Raw genomic sequence first — 19,886 nt, 5'->3', positions numbered from 1 at the left:
ATCATTCCTTCATCTTAACTGTTGTATACTCAGCCATGCGATTGTTGATCGTTGAAGATGAACCGAGATTACTGAAGACATTGGAAAAAGCCTTCCGCGAACAAGGATATGCCGTTGATGCGGCTGCGGATGGTGAAGAGGGTTGGTATAAGGCATCGAACATCGACTACGACGCGATCATCCTGGACGTCATGTTGCCAGCGATGGACGGATGGCAAATTCTCAGCAAGCTTCGTGCGATCAAATCCACCCCGGTGCTGATGCTCACCGCGCGGGACACTTCGCCGGACAGGGTGAAAGGTCTGGACGGTGGTGCCGACGATTATCTCGTAAAACCCTTTGATCTTCCTGAGCTGTTTGCACGAGTCCGCTCGATCATTCGTCGCAACGCGGGCCAGGCGATGCCGGTTCTCCATATCGACGAAATTTGCATCGATACCCGCGCCCGCGAAGTCACCTTTTCGGGTTCGCCCGTGGCATTGACCTCACGGGAGTATTCGATCCTCGAATATCTGGCGCTTCATCGTGGGAAACTCGTGACCCGGACAGAGATTCATGATCATCTGTTCGACGAAAACGAGGACACCCTCTCCAACTTGATCGACGTGCACATTTTCAGCATCCGCAAAAAACTACGCTCAGACCTGATCACCACGCGCCGCGGCCAAGGCTATATCATCGAACTTTAACGCTGCCGATGTCTTCCCATTCCATCCGCTGGAGATTGCAAGGTTGGCTGGGGCTACTCTTGCTGATCCTGCTGACCGGCTTCGGGCTTAGCATTTATCATTTGGAGAAAAACTCCAGGATTCATGCCTTCGATGCCGCACTCGAAAGTCGTGTCTCCGCGATCAGCATCAGCATGCGCGGCGGCAAAGATCATTTTAACGACAACGAGCCGCCTGGCCGTTTTCACGGTGATCGAGATTTCGATCGGATCCCCCCGGAGTTCGATGACCGGGAATTCCGGCCGCGCGGTGGCCCGCCGCCGGAAGAGCCGGAAATGCAGGAACAGGAAATCAATTTACCCGACGAATCGGACGGGACCTATCACCAAGTCTGGCGCCACGGAAGGCCGCAAAATTCCGCGACTTCCATGCTCGGCAAAATTCCGATGCCGGTGCGGAACACGCGGGACACCACGCTCAAGGTCCGCTCGCGCGGAGCTTTCCGCGAAGCATGGCACTTCACGGAACGCGGCGATTGCGTCCTCGTCGGCCGATCCAGTGAAAGCCTGGCCATCGCCTTGCAACGCTCCGCGATTCTCATTTTTTGTGCCGGCGCAGCCATTTTCATCCTGGGCATCGCCGGTGGCACCTGGCTGACGCAGCAGGCCATCAAACCCATCGATGACATCAGTGAAGCGGCAAGACGCATCTCGGCAGGAAATCTAACCGAACGCATCCAGACCGAGGGCGATCACGAGCTCGGACGTCTCGCGATGATTTTGAATTCAACCTTCGCGCGGTTGGAGGAAGCCTTCAATCGGCAGAAACAATTCACCGCAGATGCCTCGCATGAATTGCGCACTCCGATAACGATGATGATCACCGAGGCCCAGGCAACTCTCGCGCAGGATCGCTCGCCTCACGAATACCGGGAAGCCTTGGTCGGCTGCCTGGAAGCGGCTCAGCAAATGCGCGGCATCACCCAAGCTTTGCTCCAGTTGGCCAGAGCCGACAATGACGATACCGCGTCTCATGAGTCGTTCGACATGGCCAGTTGCATCGAAGAAATCGCATCCGTGCTCGCTCCCAGAATCACCGCAGCCGAACTCAGCATCGTCCTGGATACGCCACCGACAACAGCCATGGGCAACATTGGCAGATTTTCCCTGGTGGTATCGAATCTGTTAGAAAATGCGGTTCACTACAACAAACCCGGTGGCACGATTCAGGTTTCGTGCCGCAACACGGACAACGGAGCTGAGTTGGTCGTCAAGGACACCGGGCTGGGGATCAGCGCCGAGGATCTGCCGCATATTTTCGAGCGCTTCTATCGGGCGGACAAAGCCCGATCCCGCTCGAATGGCAGATTCGGCCTGGGACTGGCCATCTGCGATGGAATTGTCCGCGCCGACGGAGGCACGATCAGTGCCGAGAGTGAACTTGGGGTCGGCACCACATTTACGGCAACCTATCCGCTGCCCGAACAAGAAGCATGATCATTTCAACCGATAGTGACCGGTGAGTGGAAAATCGAACAATCGATCCTCCTCCACCGTGCCACTGCCGATGTTGTGAATGATCAGCGGTCGGCCATCGGCTGTTTTCTGATCACTCACGATCATGATGTGCGGCAGTTTCCCCGCCACCATGCAGGTAACGATGTCGCCCGGCTTGAACAGAGACACATCCGGATGCTCCGCAGGTTTCGGTAACTCGTAGCCTTTGCGGCGAAACCAGGTCTGCAAATTGGGCACGCGCCGATGATCGATATTCTTGTCAGGTTTTTTGAGGTCCCAATTTTTGGGATACGCCGAAAAATGCGAAAGCATGTCTTCGTGAACCAGCTCTTGAAGGTCCATGGACAACCCTTTCCGCATCGCACGGATCACCACATCCGTGCAGACTCCGCGATCTTCGGGAACATCACCGCCCGGATATTTCAAGGTGGTGTAAGCCGGATCATAAGACACGGTGACACCCACCTGTTTTCTCGCTGCCGTGACCAGTTGGATCGCGTCCAGAGCGGATGCGAGCTGCAGTGAAGCCAGCAACAACAGCAGCGAGAATAAAGTTCTCATCGATTTCAGTCTTTCAATGAGGTCATTTCCACTTTGCGGAATTCCACCTCAGTGCCTTCGGCCTGGAGTGCGATCTTGCCGGATGATGCGGTGCACTTTGTCCCGTGATTCACCAAATCTCCATTCACGTGAACGATGATCTCATCGCCTTTGCATTCGATTTCCATCGTATTCCATTCGCCGAGTGGTTTTTCCGAACCATCGGTTAGATTGAGAATACGGCGTGCATCGCTAGGTCCGCCGCCCATGGTCTGGCCTTCCTGATGCGGGCGGCGTTTCTCCATATCCGGCACTTCGATGTTTTCACCGATGCACCAAAAGTCGCCGGCATTGCCAGACTCCATCTGCACTTCGATCGATTTCGGGAACATCCCGTACAAAAAGCGCGGGGTGGATGCGTTCACCAAAACCCCGCAGTTCCCCTTGTCTTTCGGGAAACGATACTCAACCACCAGTTTGTAGTCGGAGTATCCCTTGTCAGAAATCAGGTGCCCGCCCGGCTTGCCAAGGCTCACCAGCAGCCCGTCGCGCACGATGAAACTCGGCTTCGTATCGGGCTTGCCGTCCGCTTCAGGAACATCTGCCGACCAGCCTGTGAGATCCTTACCATTGAACAGAGAAATAGGCTCCGCGAAAGCGGAAGCAGCACAGAGAAGCGAAAGAGCGGCAACGAGTTGGATTTTCATGGTTTCGGTAGATGACGATACAATGCGTAGGATACGTCATACCATGAAGGATACTTCCAACAAGTTTCAAGAAGCATCATTCCACGCTTCCCATGCCGCACGAATCGATTCGATTTCCTCGGGCGACCATGGTTTTTTGCCATCGAATGCCCACACCGTCCCCGGCCAAGCGGGATCGGCCAGGGATCGACCGACGATGTGGATATGCATTTGCCGCACCTGGTTTCCGATGCAGCCGACGTTCAGTTTGTCCGGCTTGAAATGAGTCGAGACAAAGAGCGAAACCCTGCGCACCGCCGACATCACCTCGGCATAATGCGCTTCGTCCAACTGATGCAGATCCTCAACGTCGGCCCCGACTTCCGGGACCAGCAAAAACCAGGGAAACAGGGCGTTGTTTTTCAACAGCAACCGACAGCCCGCGAGGCGGCCCATTTCGAAGCCGCCTGCCGCGAGCCGCGGGTGCAATTCAAATTCGCTCATTTCTTCACCAGCAAACTGGTTCCGGTCATTTCCGTTGGCTTTTCCAGACCCATCATTTCCAACAAGGTCGGAGCCATGTCCGCGAGCTTGCCGTTGTTGACGGTGTAATCGGCGGCATCGTCCGCCACATAGATCGCCTGCACCAGGTTGGTGGTGTGCGCGGTATTTGGCGAACCGTCTTCATTGCGCATGTATTCGCAATTTCCGTGGTCCGCAGTGATCAGCAATTTGCCGCCGAGTTTCAGAGTTTCCTCAACCACCGCCTTCACACTGGCATCGATGGTTTCGACCGCCTTGATCGCTGCCTCAACCACGCCGGTGTGGCCGACCATGTCCGGGTTGGCGAAATTGATGATCACCAAATCGTAATCCTTCAAATGGTCGAGCACCGTCTGAGTCACTTCCGGCGCACTCATCTCCGGCTTGAAGTCGTAGGTCGGCACATCCTTGGGGGAAGGAATGATGTAGCGATCCTCCCCTTCGTAGGCTTTCTCCACCCCACCGTTGAAGAAATAGGTCACGTGCGGGTATTTCTCAGTCTCGGCGATGCGCATTTGGACGAGACCTTTTTTCGAAACCACTTCGCCAAGTCCCATCTCCAAGGTCTGTGGCTTGAAGACCGCCGGGCATCCATACTTTTTGTCGTATTCCGTGAGGGTCACGTAATGAACCTTCGGAGTGACTTCGCGATCGAATCCATCGAAATCCGGAAACACGAATGCTTCCGATAGCTCACGGGCGCGGTCTGCGCGGAAATTGAAAAACAGCACCACATCGCCATCGTTGACGCGTTGCTGATTAGGCTCGGCAAAAATCATGGGCGGCATGAACTCGTCGGTTTTATCCATCCGGTAGTAATCCGCCACGGACTCGCTTGCCAGAAGGTCGCGTTCCTCCCCCTTGCCCAATACAATCGCATCCCAAGCGAGCTTGACCCGGTCCCAACGCTTGTCGCGATCCATCGCAAAGTAACGACCGATCACCGTGGCGATGCGGGCACCGCATTTGCTCGCCTCATCCTCGACCTTAGCCAGATAGCCAGCACCGCCGGTTGGCGAGGTATCCCGACCATCGGTGATGGCGTGGATGAAAATGTCCTTCACACCAGCTTCGCTGGCCAGTTTGACCATGGCGATCAGTTGCTCTTCATGACTGTGCACACCGCCATCCGAGACGAGGCCGATGAAGTGCATGCGCTTGGATTTCGCCTTTTCGAATGCCTCGACCAATACCGGGTTGCTGCCCAGTTCGCCATCGGTGATGGATTTATTGATGCGGGTCAGGTCCTGATAAACCACCCGGCCTGCTCCCAGGTTCATGTGTCCCACTTCCGAGTTACCCATTTGCCCATCCGGCAATCCGACGTCCATCCCACTCGCGCTCACCAATCCACGCGGATATCCCTCAAGCACCTCATCATGAAAGGGTGTGTTGGCAAGCAACACGGCGTTGCCGTCCTTCTCAGCGGTTTCCTTACCTCCGGGATTCACACCCCAGCCATCTCGAATAATCAACACTACTGGTTTCTTGGCCATAACGATCCCGATTTAGACCGCCGCCTGGGTTCCGGCAAGCGTCGAAACTCTTGGCAAGCAAAAGCGGTGGCATTACAAAAAGCGTGAATTTCAAAACTGGCTAATATCGGCACCTCTTGTTACCGCCCGTTCCGAATGACCGCCAAATCCAAGCTTAGCTTGCCCGACTGGATGAGAAATCGACTGAGTGATGGTCAGCGATTTCTCGTATTGTGCATCATCTCCGGCCTCGTCTGCGGACTTGTTGCAGTCGCCTTCCACCTTTCGATTCACGAGACGTTCTCCTTCCTGTGGAAGACCGCGAGCAAGCAAAGCCCGGTGGTATTCGCCATCATCATGCTCGCCGCGCCTACCTTCGCCGGTTTGCTGGTCGGTCTGGCAGTGCGCTACTTCGCACCGGATGCAGCCGGAAGCGGGATTCCTCAAACCAAAGAAGCTTATTTTAACAAAGGCGGCATGATTTCCGCCCGGTCAGGCCTGTGGCGTTTTGTTCTTGGCACACTTTACGTTGGATTGGGCAACAGCCTGGGTCGTGAAGGCCCGACCATCCACGTCAGCGCCGCGTTTTCATCCCGACTGGGTCGCTGGGCGTTCCGTGATCCAGCCCGGGTGCAGTCGATGTTGCCAGTCGGTATGGCTGCCGGGATTGCAGCTGCATTCAACGCTCCGCTATCCGCCCTTACCTTTGTTTTCGAAGAACTGCTGGAAAATTTCTCGATGAAAGCACTCGGCGGCATGGTCGTTGCGGTGGTCGTCGCAGCGGCGGTTTCCCGGACGATTCTGGGCGAGGACCCGGTCATTCCCGCCAAGATTGCCGAAGACTATCAGACTTCGCTTTGGATGCTGGTCGCGATTCCCCTCGGTTTGTGCGCCGGCCTGCTGGGTGATTTCTTCGTCCGCAGCATCCTCGGCATCCGCGGGTGGATGCGGGAAAAGCACATCCTTCCGCCATGGCTCCGCCCGGCCTTCGGCGGACTTTCCTGCGGCATCCTCGGTCTCACCGGTGTTTACCTCACGGCTTCATTCGGAAATTCCCAACACTCGGTATTCAGCATTGGTTACGAAAGTCTCGAGCAAGCATTCCAAAACCACCTCTATGTCTCGATCATCGCGACGCTGCTGGTTCTCAAGTTCATCGCCATCGTGCTGAACTATGCGACCGGTGGTTCAGGCGGACTTTTCGCACCGGCATTGTTCCTCGGTGGCATGCTCGGTGGATTGATCGGCGTGGGCTTGGCGGATCTGCAACACCTCAGCCCCTGGATTCCTTCATTCCCGGAAGATTCCAAAGTCATCGGCGGCTGCGTGCTTCTCGGCATGGGCGCGATGTTTGCGTCCGTGATTCGCTGCCCGTTCACCTCGTTGATCATCATCTTCGAAATGACCGGAAACTATTCGCTGATCCTGCCATTGATGGCGGGCAACGTCATCGCCTGGCAAATTGCGAAGCACCTCCAACCGGAATCCATCTACAACGCGCTTCTGCTGCAGGATTCAGTCACCCTCCGGACCATGCCTGCCTATCGCGGTGCTCAGGATTACGGCAAACTCCCGGTCCAAGCCATCATGGCGCACGCCCCTTTCGCTCTGAAGGAATCCGAGAAGCTCGCCGATGCCCTCAAACGCCTCACCGCCGAAGATGAAATTTACCACGCCTACCCTGTGGTGAACGAAGAAGGAAAACTGACCGGCGTGATCACCCGCCGCGAACTCTTCGGCCCGAATAACGAGATGCCGATCAGTGAACGCATCGGTGAGCAAAAGCTCGTCACCGTCAATTCACACACATCGATCCGCGATGCCGCGAATCACATGATCCGCACCGGCTACCAGCAAATGCCGGTCGTCGCCCCGAGCCAGCCGCAAAAACTGCTCGGCTGGATCACGCTCAACGACATCGCGCGCCAACAAAACGCGCTTGAAGAAACGGCGTGACACCGCTCCCCGGCCGGGGTCGGTTGATCTTTCTCAGAGTGAAAAATCGATCGACTCCTGTTGCTGCTGCTCTGCCGCCAATTTTCCGCAGACGAGTTTGCAGAGCGCAAATACCGTTTCGTCTTTCACGGAATAGTAGACTTTCACGCCCTCTTTCCGTCGCGTCAAAAGCTGGGCGGAATGCATCAGCTTCAGATGTTTGGACACACTGGCCTGGCCTTGCTGGGTCGCCTCCACCAGTTCACCCACCGTCATTTCAGCGGATTTCAATTCCTGAAGTAACGACAAGCGACCGGGTTCACTGAGGATTCTGAAGGTTTCGGCGACCTTCTCCAAAGCCCGCGCATCCAGTTTCCCATCAGTTTGAGAAATTTCGTTGGACTTTTGGTTCATTTATTCTTTATTTGGAATACATTCAATTATGACCACTTCATCCGTTACAGAATTATCACCCCAAGAGGTGCAAGAACTCTTACGAAAAGGTGAAACCACTATGATCGATGTTCGCACGGATGTCGAGTTCGCGGAACAATTTGTTGCCGATTGCCGTCATATTCCACTCGATCAACTCTCCAGCGCCGTTTCCGAGCTGAACCCAAACCGCCACTACAGCCTGCTTTGTCTCGGCGGAAAACGCGCTGCCAGGGCCGCAGGAATCCTTTCGGATCTCGGCTACTCGCATCTCGCCATCGTCTCGGGTGGGCTTGAAAACTGGAAACAATGCGGCCTTCCCTGCGAAACGCCGCGCCGTCGTGCACTGCCCCTGATGCGGCAAGTCCAGTTGATCGTCGGAGTCCTCAGCCTGGTCACCTCCATTTTGGCCATTTTCGTCAACCCGCTGTTCGCCGCAGTGCCAGCGGTGCTCGGACTGGGACTGACCATCGCAGGCAGCACCGGCTGGTGTGGCTTGGCGTTCGTTTTGGCAAAAATGCCGTGGAATCGAGTGCCAGCATCCGCTGCTCCGAGCTCCTGTTGCCTCAACCCAAACCGCTGAATTTTCGAAATAGCGATTCACTTGCATCGTCTCATCACCCAAGCAACGATGGGGCATGCCTGATGCCACCTACGTCCGCGATGCCTTCGCACGAATCGCGGACCGCTATGTCCTGACCAATCACGTTCTTAGCTTGGGCACGGACATTTGGTGGCGACGCGTCGTCACCTCACGCATCAAAAAATGGAAACCTGCGGCTCTGTTAGATGTCGCCAGCGGAACCGGCGATCTGGCCTTGGAGATCCAGGATGAATGTCCGAATTGCGAAGTCATCGCCTCCGATTTCTGCGCTGAAATGCTGGCTCATGCCGCTGAGCGAGGCATTGAGAAAACCGTGGTGGCCGATGCGTTGAACCTGCCATTTTCCGATGGGAAATTCGACGTTGTCACCGTCGCCTTCGGCCTCCGCAACATGGCTGACTACCCTGCCGCCCTGCGGGAAATGCATCGAGTTCTCAAGCCCGGCGGGCACTTGCTCATTCTCGACTTTTCATTACCTCAAAATCTCCTTCGAGGCCCTTACCGGTTTTACCTCCACCGTATCCTACCCCACCTGGCCGGTTGGCTCACAGGTGAGAAAGATGCCTACGAATACCTCGGCGGTTCGATCGAACAATTCCCTGCCGGTGAAAAAATGAACGCCTTGTTAGAATCGGTCGGCTTCAGCGAAACCATCGACACCCCACTCACATTCGGCGTGGTCTCGATCTATCAGGGGACCAAAGCAGTTAGCTGATTTCCATCACCATCAACGGCGGTTCCTCAAGCTGGTCGCCGACTTTCAGGCCGACGAGTTTTTGATAAAGCCCGCTCTCCGGCGTGAGCAAGGTCACTTCGCGCCCTGCCGACTCGATGGAGATCCCGCCCGCGGCGGGAACCAGCAGGAAAAACGACTCTTCGTCCTCCAGATCAACTTCAACCAAAGCGCCCGCATCAATCGCGTCGTCCATGTCGAAATCCGGCAAGGAAAGGGCGTCAAAAATCCTGACGGCCTCGGCGAGTTCCTCCACCTGACGGGCCTGGCCGGATGCCAAGTAGGATGCCTCGAGATTGCGCGTGTCGTATTTGCTTTCCGCCTTGCTGTCGGAGTCAGTCGCCGCCGCATGCGCATCCATCGCCGCTTTTGCCAGGCGGTCCAGCCGTTGCCTCAGTTCCAAGCGAACTTTCTCCAGTAATTCGGTCTTCATCAGGGGGCTCGGAGACTTGCCGGTTGCCGACAGCAGCGCAAGAATGATTCATGCCCGTCCTCTACGCCTACAAGAACTGCGACACCTGCCGCAAAGCCAGCAAGTGGCTGCAGCAGCACGATATTTCTCACGAAACCAAAGCCATCCGTGATACGCCGCCGACCCTTGAAGAGCTCAAAATCGCTCTGAAATCGCAAAATGGTGATCTCCGAAAACTTTTCAACACCTCGGGCGTCGATTACCGCCAGCTCGGCATGAAAGACAAACTGCCCGGTCTCTCTGAGGATGAAGCGCTCACCCTGCTCAGCCAAAATGGCAATCTGGTCAAAAGGCCGCTGCTGCTTGCGGATGATTTTGTGCTGATCGGCTTCAACGAATCCGCATGGACCACTGCGTTCGCTTGATTCACGCCTCTTCACTTGCTTCTTATCGCAGGATTCACAACGCTTTGCCCATGCCGATCGACCAATACGCGAATGCCTTCGTCTGCGACCTCGTCGCTTATGAACCCGGGAAACCCATCGAAGAAACCGCCCGCGAGTTGGGGCTGGATCCGGCGGACATCGTCAAGCTGGCTTCCAATGAAAACCCGCTCGGCCCATCGCCAAAGGCCAAGGCCGCCATGCGCGATGCGTTGGAAGAATCCAACATCTATCCCGATGGAGGCGCATACCGCCTGCGCACGGCCATCGCTGCGAAGTTCGATGTCGGCATTGAAAATGTCGTCATTGGCAATGGTTCGAACGAAATCATCGAACTGCTCTGCCATACTTTTCTCAACAAGGACGCGGAACTGATCGCCTCCGACCACGCCTTCGTCGTCTACAAACTGATGGCGACCCTCTTCGGCGCGAAATACGTGGAAGTCCCCGATCCTGATTTCATCCACGATCTCGACGCCATGGCAGACGCGATCACACTGCAAACCCGGTTGGTTTTCATCGCAAATCCGAACAACCCCACGGGAACAGTCGTCGGGCAGGAAGCGATCGATCGATTCATGGCCCGCGTGCCGGATCACGTCGTGGTCGCCTTCGACGAAGCCTATTTCGAGTTCCTCGACGAGCCGTTCGACACCCTCAAATTCGTCCGCGAAAACCGCAATGTCTGCGTGCTGCGCACCTGCTCGAAAATCCATGGACTTGCCGCCTTGCGCGTCGGCTACGGACTTGCCGGAAAAGAAGTGGCCGCGCTGCTGCAAAAGGCACGCCAGCCGTTCAACGTCAATGCCATCGCCCAGGCTGGTGCGCTTGCCGCCTTGGCCGATGACGATCACGTCGAAAACACCCGCAAGATCAACCGCATCGGCCTCGACTACTACGAAGCGGAATTCAAAAAACGCGGCCTGGAATTTGTTCCTAGCGTGGCCAATTTCATTCTGGTCAAGGTCGGCGATGGCAACCGCGTGTTCCGAGAAATGCTCAATCAGGGCGTCATCGTCCGCGCTATGGCCGGATACAAACTGCCGGAATGGGTGCGGATCTCGATCGGCACGCCCGAGCAGAACGCCCGATGCATGGAAGTACTCGACTCCGTTCTCGCGGGTGCTGTCACCGCGTGAGAGTAGGAGGTTTGACAGAGTCCAACCACCTATTTAAACAACATTCCAGGAGTTTTACGAGCGTCGTCCAATGTCAAACCAACCCATACCCGGTGATTTGAGGGAGTTCCGTTGCATCCACTGCAACGGAAACATCCGCATCCCTCGCAACTTGCCTGCAACCACGGGCCCTTGCCCGCACTGCTCAGGCATCATCACATCCCCCGCCCCTGAATCTCAGGGTGATCTGCCCAAAACTCCGAGTGGTTCACCGGCGGCGGAAAAGCCGATTGCAGCGGCTCCAGTTCCAGCTGCTGAAGCACCAGTGACGAAGCCGGAGCCAGCTCCAGCCAAAAAAGAAAAAGACGTCGTCCCGGCGAAAGTTCAGGCATCGGCTTCCCAAAATCCGGCGAAGTCAAAGCCGATACTGACCATGTGCCTGCTTCTCGGCGGCATCCTGATCCTGGTTTTGTTGCTCGGCGCTGGCATTGTTTATTTCGCCAATCAACTGAGTTCGCAGCCAAAACGAACTACGGCACTTCCCATACCTCCACCCGAAGACCCGGTTGTTGAGGAAGATATCTACATTCAATCCGGCTGGAAAAAAGACGCCTATCAAGTCCTGAACGAGTTTCTCAAGGCATCCACCATTGAGGCTAAACTGCCATATATCCTGAACCCGGAAGAAAAAAGAGCCGAGATGGAGGCATTTTACGGTGCGGGTCCTATTTCTGAAGACGAAACTCCGGCCAATTCCTTCACCACTTACCCGTTAACGGATGAGGATGCACACAATGGGCTTTTCATGATGATCTATGATCAGCCTCCGCAATTTGCGATGAAGGAATTCTTCCGGCCACTCGCCACACTGGAAGTGCAGTATGGTCTTGAAGAGGCTGACATCCTGCTCAGCACCGTTGCCAAATTGGATAATTTCGCAATGGACCCGGTATTGGTTGAGGCTTTGTTCAAAAAAACTCCCCAAGGTCTGAAGCTGGACTGGGATGTTTACGCACAAACAAAATACCGGACATTCCGCCACTTCCTGGATCTACCGAAACCGGGTGAATCAAAAATCTTTCGCGTTCTCATTGCAGAGGATGTCCCGGACAAAGGGCGCGCCGTCACTGGCATGCGAACCTACCGCGTCGCCGATCCTACTGGAACTCTCTACGCATCGCGCATTGTCACCGACTCCGTTCGCATCAATGTCCCGGTCGACTCGGATGTCGGCCGCTCGCTTAATGTGATCAACTGGCGTGGCGGCAATCGTGAAATGCCGATCACCCGCACCGCCACACTTGAGCTGGCTTGGTCCGATCAGGAACCATCCCAACTGGAGATCAAACGCTTTCTTTGCTGGGAGTTTCTTGGACTCGGCGGTAAGATCGATCCAGCCAGCCAGACTGGTTCCGGGAATTGATCTCCACCTTGCATGCAACCACTTTCTGAAAACCGCAGTACCATTGCGGCCGTCGCTTCACCCTCTGGAACCGGCGCAGTATCGATGATCCGACTCTCCGGGCCGCGTGCGATTCAGATCGCGGATCGCGCGACTCGTGGTAAAGCGGCGGCTCTCCTGCCCCGCACCGTCCGCCATTGCCGGATTTTTGATGAGCAGCAGAATGCAATCGATGACGGATTGATTACCGTTTTCCACGCACCGCACAGTTTCACGGGTGAAGATTGTGTCGAATTTACCGGCCACGGCGGAATGTTGGTAACGCGTGAGGTTCTAGGCAGATTTCTTGAATGCGGGGCAATTCCGGCGGGTCCGGGTGAATTCACCCAGCGCGCTTTTATCAATGGCAAACTCGATCTGACTCAGGCGGAGGGCATCATGGATTTGATTTCCGCCCAAACCCGTCTGTCCATGCGCGCTGCCCGATCTCAACTTGAAGGCACTCTTGGCAAACGCACTACGGAAGCTCGCGACCAACTCCTTGAAACACTCGCGCATCTGGAAGCCTGGATCGATTTCCCGGAAGAAGACATCGACCCGCAAACGGGCCAACTTCTCATCTCCCGCATCCGGAGTGTGTTGGACACGGTCCGCTCGCTACTTGCGACTGCGGATCAAGGCCGGGTCCTGCGCGAAGGGGTTCGCACGGTCATTTTCGGCGAACCCAATGTCGGAAAATCCAGCTTGCTGAATCGACTGCTCGGCTTCGATCGCGCCATCGTTTCCGATGTTGCTGGCACGACGCGCGACACCATCGAAGAAATCGTCAACCTGCATGGACTGCCACTGCGCCTGATCGACACCGCCGGAGTTCGGGAAGCTGGTGATCAAATCGAAGCAGAGGGCATTCAACGCACCGTGAGGCAGATCGAATCAGCGGACCTGCTACTAGAAATCTACGACGCCAGCCAACCCAAACCCAGCAAGGCAGTTCTTCCCCACACTGAGGCGAAGAAGCTGCTGGTGCTGAACAAAACAGACCTTGGAGAAAACGAAAGCTGGAGTGGAGTTGAGGCAGTCCGACTCTCTTGCTCCACTGGCAGCGGCTTTGATGAATTATCGGCAGCCATTCGCGATGCGCTTCACTTCAATGAAGCCGATTGGGGCGAACATTCGGTGGCGATCAACGCACGCCACCAAGCCAGTTTGCAAACCGCTCGTAACAGCCTGATCGCCGCCCTGGATTTGATCGAAAACGAAGGAGCCGATCCTGAACTCGCCGCCATTGACCTGCGTGAAGCGCTCGACGCCTTGGGCGAAATTCCCGGCCGGGTCGACACAGAAGATCTGTTAGGTGTCATTTTCAGCAGCTTCTGCATCGGCAAATGAACATAGTCATCCTCACCGGCGCGGGCATCTCAGCAGAATCCGGAGTTCCGGTATTCCGCGGTCCGGACGGCCTCTGGGAAGGTCACCGGGTCGAGGATGTGGCAACGCCAGAAGCCTTCGAAGCTAACCCCGAGTTGGTTCACCGATTCTACAATCAGCGGCGGGCAAAGCTGTTAGATCCAGCCATCCAGCCAAATGCCGCTCATCTTGCGCTCGCCCGCTTGGAAAAGGAAAGTGCCGCCCATGTGTTGTTGATCACCCAAAACATCGACGATTTACACGAGCGCGCAGGCTCAGAAAATCTACTCCATCTTCACGGTGAATTGCTGAAATCCCGCTGCACCACTTGCGGCAATGTGGCCCCATTGCTTGCGGAAACATCCACGAGCTCGAAATGCCAAGCTTGTGGAAACATCGGGACATTGCGCCCTCACATCGTTTGGTTTGGTGAGATGCCATTCCATCTGGAGGAAATCTCATCCGCACTTCGCGCTGCGGATTGGTTCGTTTCCATCGGCACCTCCGGCAATGTTTACCCTGCTGCCGGATTTGTTTCACTGGCCAGCCATGCAGGAGCGAGAACCCTCGAACTCAATCTGGATCCGAGCCAAACCAGCGATTCATTCCAGGAATCACGTCTCGGCCCGGCAACCCAATTGGTTCCCGCCTGGGTGAATGAAATCCTCGGCTGAGCAAGAAATTCTTATCATCCGATTACAAAAAAACCCGAACAGTGCTTAGCACTGCCGGGTTTTTGAAAAAACTTGGACAGGTAGATTAGCCTTCAGTCTCTTCCACATCGCCAGCGTCGACGCTGATGGTGAGGGTGGCTGCTACTTGTGGGTGCAGGCGGATGGAAACTTCGGTTTTGCCGGACTTCTTGACTGGCTTATCGAGCTCAATCGCGTGGCGATCGATGTTGATACCAGCAGCTTCGAGTTCTTTGTGAATGTCGATGCTGGTAACAGAGCCGAATGCTTTGCCGCCTTGACCTGTGGAAAGGGTGAACTTCGGCTTGAGCTTGGAAATCTTGGTCGCGAGTTCTTGAGCAGCGAGCAGCTCTTCACCCTCACGGCGAGCACGCTCTGCCTTCAAAGCTTCTACGTGACGAAGGTTCGATTTGGTTGCTTCGAAAGCTTTGCCTTGTGGAATCAGGAAGTTACGTGCGTAACCGGCGCGAACTTTGACAACATCGGCTTCAGCACCGAGACCTTCGATTTTTTCTTTGAGAATGACTTGGGCGGTGGCCATGGGAAGTAAAATACGTTTGGGGGCGGGGTTTTGCTCAAGTTGGCGGATTGAGTCAAGAAGAATGCTACAAAAGTCCCGCTTGCTTAAAAGTGAATCGTTATGAACGAATCACCATCCGATTATGGAGCCGTAGCAGCAAGCTCCAGATCTTTTTCAGTGAAGATCAGGAAATTCCGAATCAAGCGCAGTCCTGCATCCTGACTTTTTTCCGGGTGATATTGGCAGGCAAACAATTTGTCTTGCCCGATCGCCGCAGCAAATCGGTCTGCGCCATATTCAGTCTGCGCGGCGATCACCGATGGATCATCCGGCACGGGAAAGAAGGAGTGGACGTAGTAGAAAAATGGCTCCGCCCCCAACTCTGACCAGAGTTCCTGTTCTGGATGGGTCGGGATGACGGAATTCCAGCCCATGTGGGGAATTTTCAAGGAATCGACCTCCTTGAACCGGCGAACTGCACCACGGAAAAGTCCCAGGCCGCTAACACCCGGCGATTCTTCGCTCGAATCGAACAGAATCTGGTAACCCAGGCAAATCCCGAGGTAAGGACGCCCTTGTTTGACCCACTCCCGGATCGGTTCAACCAAGCCACGCTTGGTCAGTTCCGACATGCAATCGCCAAATGAGCCCACGCCGGGAAGAATCAGGTGGGTCGCTCCCTCCAGATCTTGCGGGCCGGATGCGATGGTGGGATCGGCTCCAATTTCGCGCAGCGCGTTGGCAACACTGCGCAGATTTCCAGCTCCGTAATCAATCAGCGCGATTTTCACAGCGCCTCCTTCGTGCTGGGGATTCCTTTGACGCGTGGATCGATTTCGCAAGCCTCGCGCAAAGCCCGGCCGAGGCCCTTGAAAATGGCTTCTGCAATGTGGTGACCATCCCGACCGTAAAGCAGCTCGACGTGGATGTTCGCCCGCAGGTTGGAAGCCAAGGCGCGACAAAATTCCTCGACCAACGTGAATCGCATGTTCGGCGCATCAGGAGTTCCGGCAGGTGCACGGAACTCAAGATAGGGCCGATTGCTAAGATCCACGACCACCCTCGCCAGCGTTTCATCCATCGGAAGATAGGAACTGCCAAAACGGCGAATCCCCTCTTTCGTCCCCAGCGCTTCCTTCATGCACTCACCGAGGGCAATCCCGGTGTCTTCGATCGTGTGGTGCGAATCCACCTCAAGGTCACCCACCGTTTTCAACTTCAGGTCGAACAACCCATGTTTCGAAAACGCCGTGAGCATGTGATCGAAGAACGGAACTCCGGTCTCGATCGAAGAATTGCCGCTACCGTCCAGGTCGATCGATAGCTCAATATCGGTCTCTGCGGTTTTGCGCGTGCGGGTGGCTTGACGGTCTACTGACATTATTGGGGATAGAAAATCGGGAACTTCGGGCGTTTCTCAAACGTCGTAGTTGTGCTGCTTGGCGGCTTCTTCCAAATACTTGATGTAGCGATCTGGAATGCGGGCGCCGCGGACGGTCGAAACCGCCGCTTTCACTTCTTTCGGATCGGAATCGGTCTTTTGGATCAAATCCCAAGCTTTGCGATAAGCGTCACCGGCATCGATTTTGAGTGCCTTGCTCTTGCGATCGATCGTGGCGAGTTCCTTGTCGGCAGTGCGGACGATGTCTTGCAACACGCTCTTGTTATTGATCGAAGGGGTCACCCAGGTCTTTTTCATCGCCTTCTCGCGCTGAAACAATTTTTGCGAACGGGTCATTTCATCAGCGATTGCGCGTTCAGAGTTGGCGCGATCTGCGGAATTCATGCTGGCGAGGCCCTTCTTTTGTTGGGCTGCACGGGCGTCCACGCTTGCAGCAAGCTGGGAAACTTTCGTGCGGTAGGTTTCCATGACTTTCCGGACATATGGCGCCACTTCTTTATAAGTTGCCGATGCATCGAAATCATTTTGAAGGGTTACGAATGGTTCCAGCGCACCTGGGTAATCGTTACGCTCGGCAGCGCTGCGGATTTTTGCTTCCAGCACCCGGGCATCAATTTCATAGGCATTGGCACGGTATTCGGCAGGAGTCAGCAACTTGCCATCGACCTTCATTCCGCCTGCGGTGATGGTATCGAGCTCGGATTTCAGCGTGCTGATCATCCCTTTGGCTTTTGCAGCCAGCGATGTGTCCGGATATTGTTTGATGAAAATTTCCAGCAAGGAAATGCGTTGCTTGTATTCCTCAGGAGGCAGCAGATCCGGAGTCGGAACCAAGGATTTGACTTCCTCAAATGCTTTCTCGTCCGGGCGATCCTTTTGCACGCTCGCTACATCCGCTTTGGCGATGCGCTTTTGATCTTTAATCGTCTTGGTTACATAGACTTCGACCACATAGGTGTCACCTTCCTCACGCAAAAGTGTTCCTTCCACCTTGGTGCCATTTTTCATGACGAAGACATCCGCATGAGCTGAAATGGTGAGGGCTGCTATGGTAAAGAGCGTCGGAATGAGTTGGATTTTCATGAACTGGAAAGGTGTTTACTCGAGTTTTTGGGAATTTTTCAAGGAATTGCAGTGCTAGGCAGCACCGCTTCTTTAACGGCTTCCGCTGTGGTTGCAACCTTGCTGCCTCCATCTGCGTAAACTATTTTGATGGAGCCCGGCGGAACTTCATCTTTGGAATCCGCCGTTTTCCGAGGAATAACCCTCAGTGGCAAACGCTCGACTGCAAGCTGTAATTCCTTCGGGGCATCCTCTGACTGGACGACAACCGGGCCAAATTCGCGAATCAGGGTCGCTTGGGTGACGTTGGTGTAGAGCATCGGATTTTGAATGGCACTGAGCGGATACCGGCCCGCGTGTTTTGAAAATCCGGGAGGCAGCGGCCGTCCTTGAGCATCGGCCAGGCATTCGACCAATGAAAACAGACCGGCGGTCGAGTCGTCGAACAGCATGGCCTGATCCGCCACCGCGACGTGCATGATTTCCGCGCGATCGGAACATTCCTTGATGTAGTCGTCGGTGACAAAAAGCTCCATCGCCGTGGAGACCAGATCGTCCGCCCACAGCAACCATGAGTCATCGTTCGTGATGGCTTCCACATCGTATGCCGCCTGGATGGCGATGCCGTAAACAAACGCCCTGGCTCCATTCACCGATTCCGGAGCATCCGCATGATACGCCAACAGGCGCGGACCATCCTGAAACTCAGCCTTTGCTTTTGTGAGCAGCTCGATGGCCTTTTTCCGATAAGTCTCATCACCGGTCGCGCCAAAGGCTGCCGCATAGGCTGAAACCATGCGGAATACCGCACCGGCATGCGGAGTTTGATCGACCGATTCCCCTACCCGCGCATTTCTCAGATCCAGCAGGACTTTCCGGGATTTTTCGAAACTGGCCCGCAATTCTTCCACTGGCACTTTCAGACGCTTTGCCGTTTTTGCCAACGACTCCTGCATGCCAAGTGAGTTACAACGGAAAAACTGGCGTTTCACATCAATCTCGCTGGGCAGGTTTCCGAGTTTTTTCATGCCCGTGATGGCGATCCACCAAGCGGCATCTTGGGCTGGAAGTGCTTTTTCGACATCGTCGACGGTCCAAAGCCAGTCCTCCGTTTTGGATGGAGCGCTCATGCCAAATGCAAACATCCCGTCGGGGGTTTGGTCGTATTTTTCGGCAAATGCGATGGCCGCAAGAGCTTTCTCCAACGCTCCCTGATTGCCAGTCGCCTCATAAGCATGGATGAGTGCGATGGCTGATTTTGCCTGGGTCTGGCAATCCTTCGTAAACGATGGCAACATCCAGGAACGCTGGCGACCGCTGAAGATCCCGCCGTCCAGCGGGTCAAACATCGGACTCGGAAGCAGATCTTTCAACAATTCCTCCAACGCTTCTTTGGCTGGTTTGCGAGTCGAATCAGGAATCCCGACGCCGAGACTGACCCCGGCGAAAAGATCGATGGCACTGGCCGGGAAAAGCCCGCCGGCATCGTCGAGTGTTCGTGAAACCGGGTCATACAATGAAACCAAAGCCCGGACCGACTTCAAGGCATCCTCCTCAGGGGTGCCGCTGTATTCGATACTCTTCCAACGTTTCAGCATCCGCTCGGCCCGTTGCTCCGAATTCAGCGCACTATTCTGATAAACGTAATTCTGATCGTGCTCCCACATTTCCTCGATCACCGAATTGGTCTGGCCAAATTGATCACGAATCACTTGTGCCGACTGGCCATTAGGAGCAAGGAAGGTCACCGGATTCCGGTCTTTGGTGAGCCAAACACAGAATGGCATGCTCGCCGGCTGGTGCAATTCCGCCCAGAAATCGATCAATACCAAACCCATCTCACGCGCCGCATCCGCATCGACGAGCACCGGCACGTAGTTCTGATTGATCTTCTCCACGATGCCCGGATCCTCCGAAAGTGCTTCCAGAACTTTCTGGAAATGCGGCTGCTGAGGCATCGCAATCATCACCATCAACAAACGATTGGATCGAGCCGCGAGATCAAAGGTTGCTTCGGTCCATGGTTGCCAGTGAATCGGCGAATTCTGCTGGCTTTGGTAGACCGGCCCGGGAAGAGAGCCGATCAGGTTTTGCTGCAGTTCAGCGGGTAATTCGACGGCCGTTGCTGACTTGGCCGCTGCTTGTTTTTGTTTGCATGCGCCGAGAACTGAGCAGGCTGCGATGCAGGTGAGGAATTTGATGAAGACTGAATCGAGGCGGAAAGGTAGTTTCATGCTTTCTAGATCCGGCGCTCGAGGGGTTTTTCGTTCTCCGGAACAACTTGCATCTAAAGAA

The 19,886-nt window shown here is 55.2% G+C and carries 21 protein-coding genes; 10 read left to right on the top strand and 11 right to left on the bottom strand.

All coding sequences use genetic code 11. The features are described from left to right. Positions 1–35 precede the first annotated feature (35 nt). Both JIN85_RS04935 and JIN85_RS04930 read left to right on the top strand, forming a co-directional pair. Positions 36–689, top strand: coding sequence for a response regulator transcription factor (locus JIN85_RS04935; RefSeq protein WP_200268198.1), 654 nt, complete (start codon positions 36–38; stop codon positions 687–689). Between the two features lie 8 nt (positions 690–697). Next, positions 698–2,164, top strand: a complete 1,467-nt coding sequence (locus tag JIN85_RS04930) for a sensor histidine kinase (RefSeq protein WP_200268196.1) — start codon at positions 698–700, stop codon at positions 2,162–2,164. On the opposite strand, the gene JIN85_RS04925 is transcribed toward JIN85_RS04930, so the two are convergent. From JIN85_RS04925 to gpmI, 4 genes are all read right to left on the bottom strand, one after another. Next, entirely contained in the window at positions 2,165–2,746 is a 582-nt protein-coding gene (locus tag JIN85_RS04925; RefSeq protein ID WP_200268194.1) for a DUF1287 domain-containing protein, read from the bottom strand. Positions 2,747–2,751: 5 nt separating this feature from the next. After that, a complete protein-coding gene (locus JIN85_RS04920; protein WP_200268192.1) occupies positions 2,752–3,432 on the bottom strand; it encodes a 3-keto-disaccharide hydrolase in 681 nt (226 codons plus the stop codon). A gap of 66 nt (positions 3,433–3,498) precedes the next feature. Next, entirely contained in the window at positions 3,499–3,915 is a 417-nt protein-coding gene (locus JIN85_RS04915; RefSeq protein WP_200268190.1) for an HIT family protein, read from the bottom strand. Then, a complete protein-coding gene (gene gpmI, locus JIN85_RS04910; RefSeq protein ID WP_200268188.1) occupies positions 3,912–5,450 on the bottom strand; it encodes a 2,3-bisphosphoglycerate-independent phosphoglycerate mutase in 1,539 nt (512 codons plus the stop codon). The genes JIN85_RS04915 and gpmI overlap by 4 nt, the downstream gene beginning before the upstream one ends. Before the next feature lie 135 nt (positions 5,451–5,585). Here gpmI and JIN85_RS04905 point away from each other — a divergent pair, with 135 nt between their 5' ends. Further along, on the top strand, positions 5,586–7,385 hold the full coding sequence (locus JIN85_RS04905) for a chloride channel protein (protein ID WP_200268186.1): 1,800 nt from the start codon (positions 5,586–5,588) through the stop codon (positions 7,383–7,385). Between the two features lie 33 nt (positions 7,386–7,418). On the opposite strand, the gene JIN85_RS04900 is transcribed toward JIN85_RS04905, so the two are convergent. Further along, a complete protein-coding gene (locus tag JIN85_RS04900; RefSeq protein ID WP_200268184.1) occupies positions 7,419–7,778 on the bottom strand; it encodes an ArsR/SmtB family transcription factor in 360 nt (119 codons plus the stop codon). A gap of 28 nt (positions 7,779–7,806) precedes the next feature. Between JIN85_RS04900 and JIN85_RS04895 the strand changes: the two genes are divergently transcribed. Together JIN85_RS04895 and JIN85_RS04890 are read left to right on the top strand one after the other, a co-directional pair. Then, positions 7,807–8,379 (top strand): rhodanese-like domain-containing protein, encoded by a 573-nt coding sequence (locus JIN85_RS04895; protein WP_200268183.1) that lies wholly within the window; start codon positions 7,807–7,809, stop codon positions 8,377–8,379. Positions 8,380–8,434: 55 nt separating this feature from the next. Then, positions 8,435–9,115: a ubiquinone/menaquinone biosynthesis methyltransferase gene (locus JIN85_RS04890; RefSeq protein WP_200268181.1), complete on the top strand. Its 681-nt coding sequence runs from the start codon at positions 8,435–8,437 to the stop codon at positions 9,113–9,115. Here the strand turns inward: JIN85_RS04890 and JIN85_RS04885 are convergent. Further along, positions 9,108–9,566, bottom strand: coding sequence for a hypothetical protein (locus tag JIN85_RS04885; protein ID WP_200268179.1), 459 nt, complete (start codon positions 9,564–9,566; stop codon positions 9,108–9,110). The two genes, JIN85_RS04890 and JIN85_RS04885, sit on opposite strands and share 8 nt — an antisense overlap. Before the next feature lie 50 nt (positions 9,567–9,616). Here JIN85_RS04885 and JIN85_RS04880 point away from each other — a divergent pair, with 50 nt between their 5' ends. The 5 genes from JIN85_RS04880 (at position 9,617) to cobB (ending at position 14,589) form a co-directional block, all read left to right on the top strand. Continuing rightward, positions 9,617–9,970 carry an arsenate reductase family protein gene (locus tag JIN85_RS04880; RefSeq protein ID WP_200268177.1) on the top strand — a complete coding sequence of 118 codons (354 nt, stop codon included), beginning with the start codon at positions 9,617–9,619 and terminating at the stop codon, positions 9,968–9,970. A 50-nt stretch (positions 9,971–10,020) separates the two neighbouring features. Beyond that, positions 10,021–11,127 carry a histidinol-phosphate transaminase gene (gene hisC, locus JIN85_RS04875; protein ID WP_200268175.1) on the top strand — a complete coding sequence of 369 codons (1,107 nt, stop codon included), beginning with the start codon at positions 10,021–10,023 and terminating at the stop codon, positions 11,125–11,127. A gap of 70 nt (positions 11,128–11,197) precedes the next feature. Next, positions 11,198–12,529: a hypothetical protein gene (locus JIN85_RS04870; protein ID WP_200268173.1), complete on the top strand. Its 1,332-nt coding sequence runs from the start codon at positions 11,198–11,200 to the stop codon at positions 12,527–12,529. A gap of 12 nt (positions 12,530–12,541) precedes the next feature. Next, a complete protein-coding gene (gene mnmE, locus JIN85_RS04865) occupies positions 12,542–13,897 on the top strand; it encodes a tRNA uridine-5-carboxymethylaminomethyl(34) synthesis GTPase MnmE (protein WP_200268171.1) in 1,356 nt (451 codons plus the stop codon). Further along, positions 13,882–14,589, top strand: a complete 708-nt coding sequence (gene cobB / locus JIN85_RS04860) for a Sir2 family NAD+-dependent deacetylase (protein ID WP_234047247.1) — start codon at positions 13,882–13,884, stop codon at positions 14,587–14,589. Before mnmE ends, cobB begins: the two co-directional genes overlap by 16 nt. Positions 14,590–14,674: 85 nt before the next feature. Here the strand turns inward: cobB and rplI are convergent, their stop codons facing one another. The 5 genes from rplI to JIN85_RS04835 all read right to left on the bottom strand — a co-directional run bounded on the left by rplI (position 14,675) and on the right by JIN85_RS04835 (position 19,825). Then, positions 14,675–15,148 (bottom strand): 50S ribosomal protein L9, encoded by a 474-nt coding sequence (gene rplI / locus JIN85_RS04855; RefSeq protein WP_200268170.1) that lies wholly within the window; start codon positions 15,146–15,148, stop codon positions 14,675–14,677. Between the two features lie 119 nt (positions 15,149–15,267). Beyond that, entirely contained in the window at positions 15,268–15,918 is a 651-nt protein-coding gene (gene hisH, locus JIN85_RS04850; RefSeq protein WP_200268168.1) for an imidazole glycerol phosphate synthase subunit HisH, read from the bottom strand. Beyond that, a complete protein-coding gene (hisB, locus tag JIN85_RS04845; RefSeq protein WP_200268166.1) occupies positions 15,915–16,508 on the bottom strand; it encodes an imidazoleglycerol-phosphate dehydratase HisB in 594 nt (197 codons plus the stop codon). The genes hisH and hisB overlap by 4 nt, the downstream gene beginning before the upstream one ends. Positions 16,509–16,544: 36 nt before the next feature. After that, positions 16,545–17,612, bottom strand: coding sequence for a PTPDL family protein (locus JIN85_RS04840; RefSeq protein WP_200268164.1), 1,068 nt, complete (start codon positions 17,610–17,612; stop codon positions 16,545–16,547). 38 nt (positions 17,613–17,650) lie between these two features. Continuing rightward, positions 17,651–19,825, bottom strand: coding sequence for a DUF255 domain-containing protein (locus JIN85_RS04835; protein ID WP_200268162.1), 2,175 nt, complete (start codon positions 19,823–19,825; stop codon positions 17,651–17,653). Between the last annotated feature and the right edge of the window lie 61 nt (positions 19,826–19,886).

It is taken from the genome of Luteolibacter pohnpeiensis, assembly GCF_016595435.1.
Classification (GTDB): domain Bacteria; phylum Verrucomicrobiota; class Verrucomicrobiia; order Verrucomicrobiales; family Akkermansiaceae; genus Luteolibacter; species Luteolibacter pohnpeiensis.
Note: the sequence above shows the minus strand (reverse complement) of the source record. Positions and strands in the feature narration are given on the sequence as shown.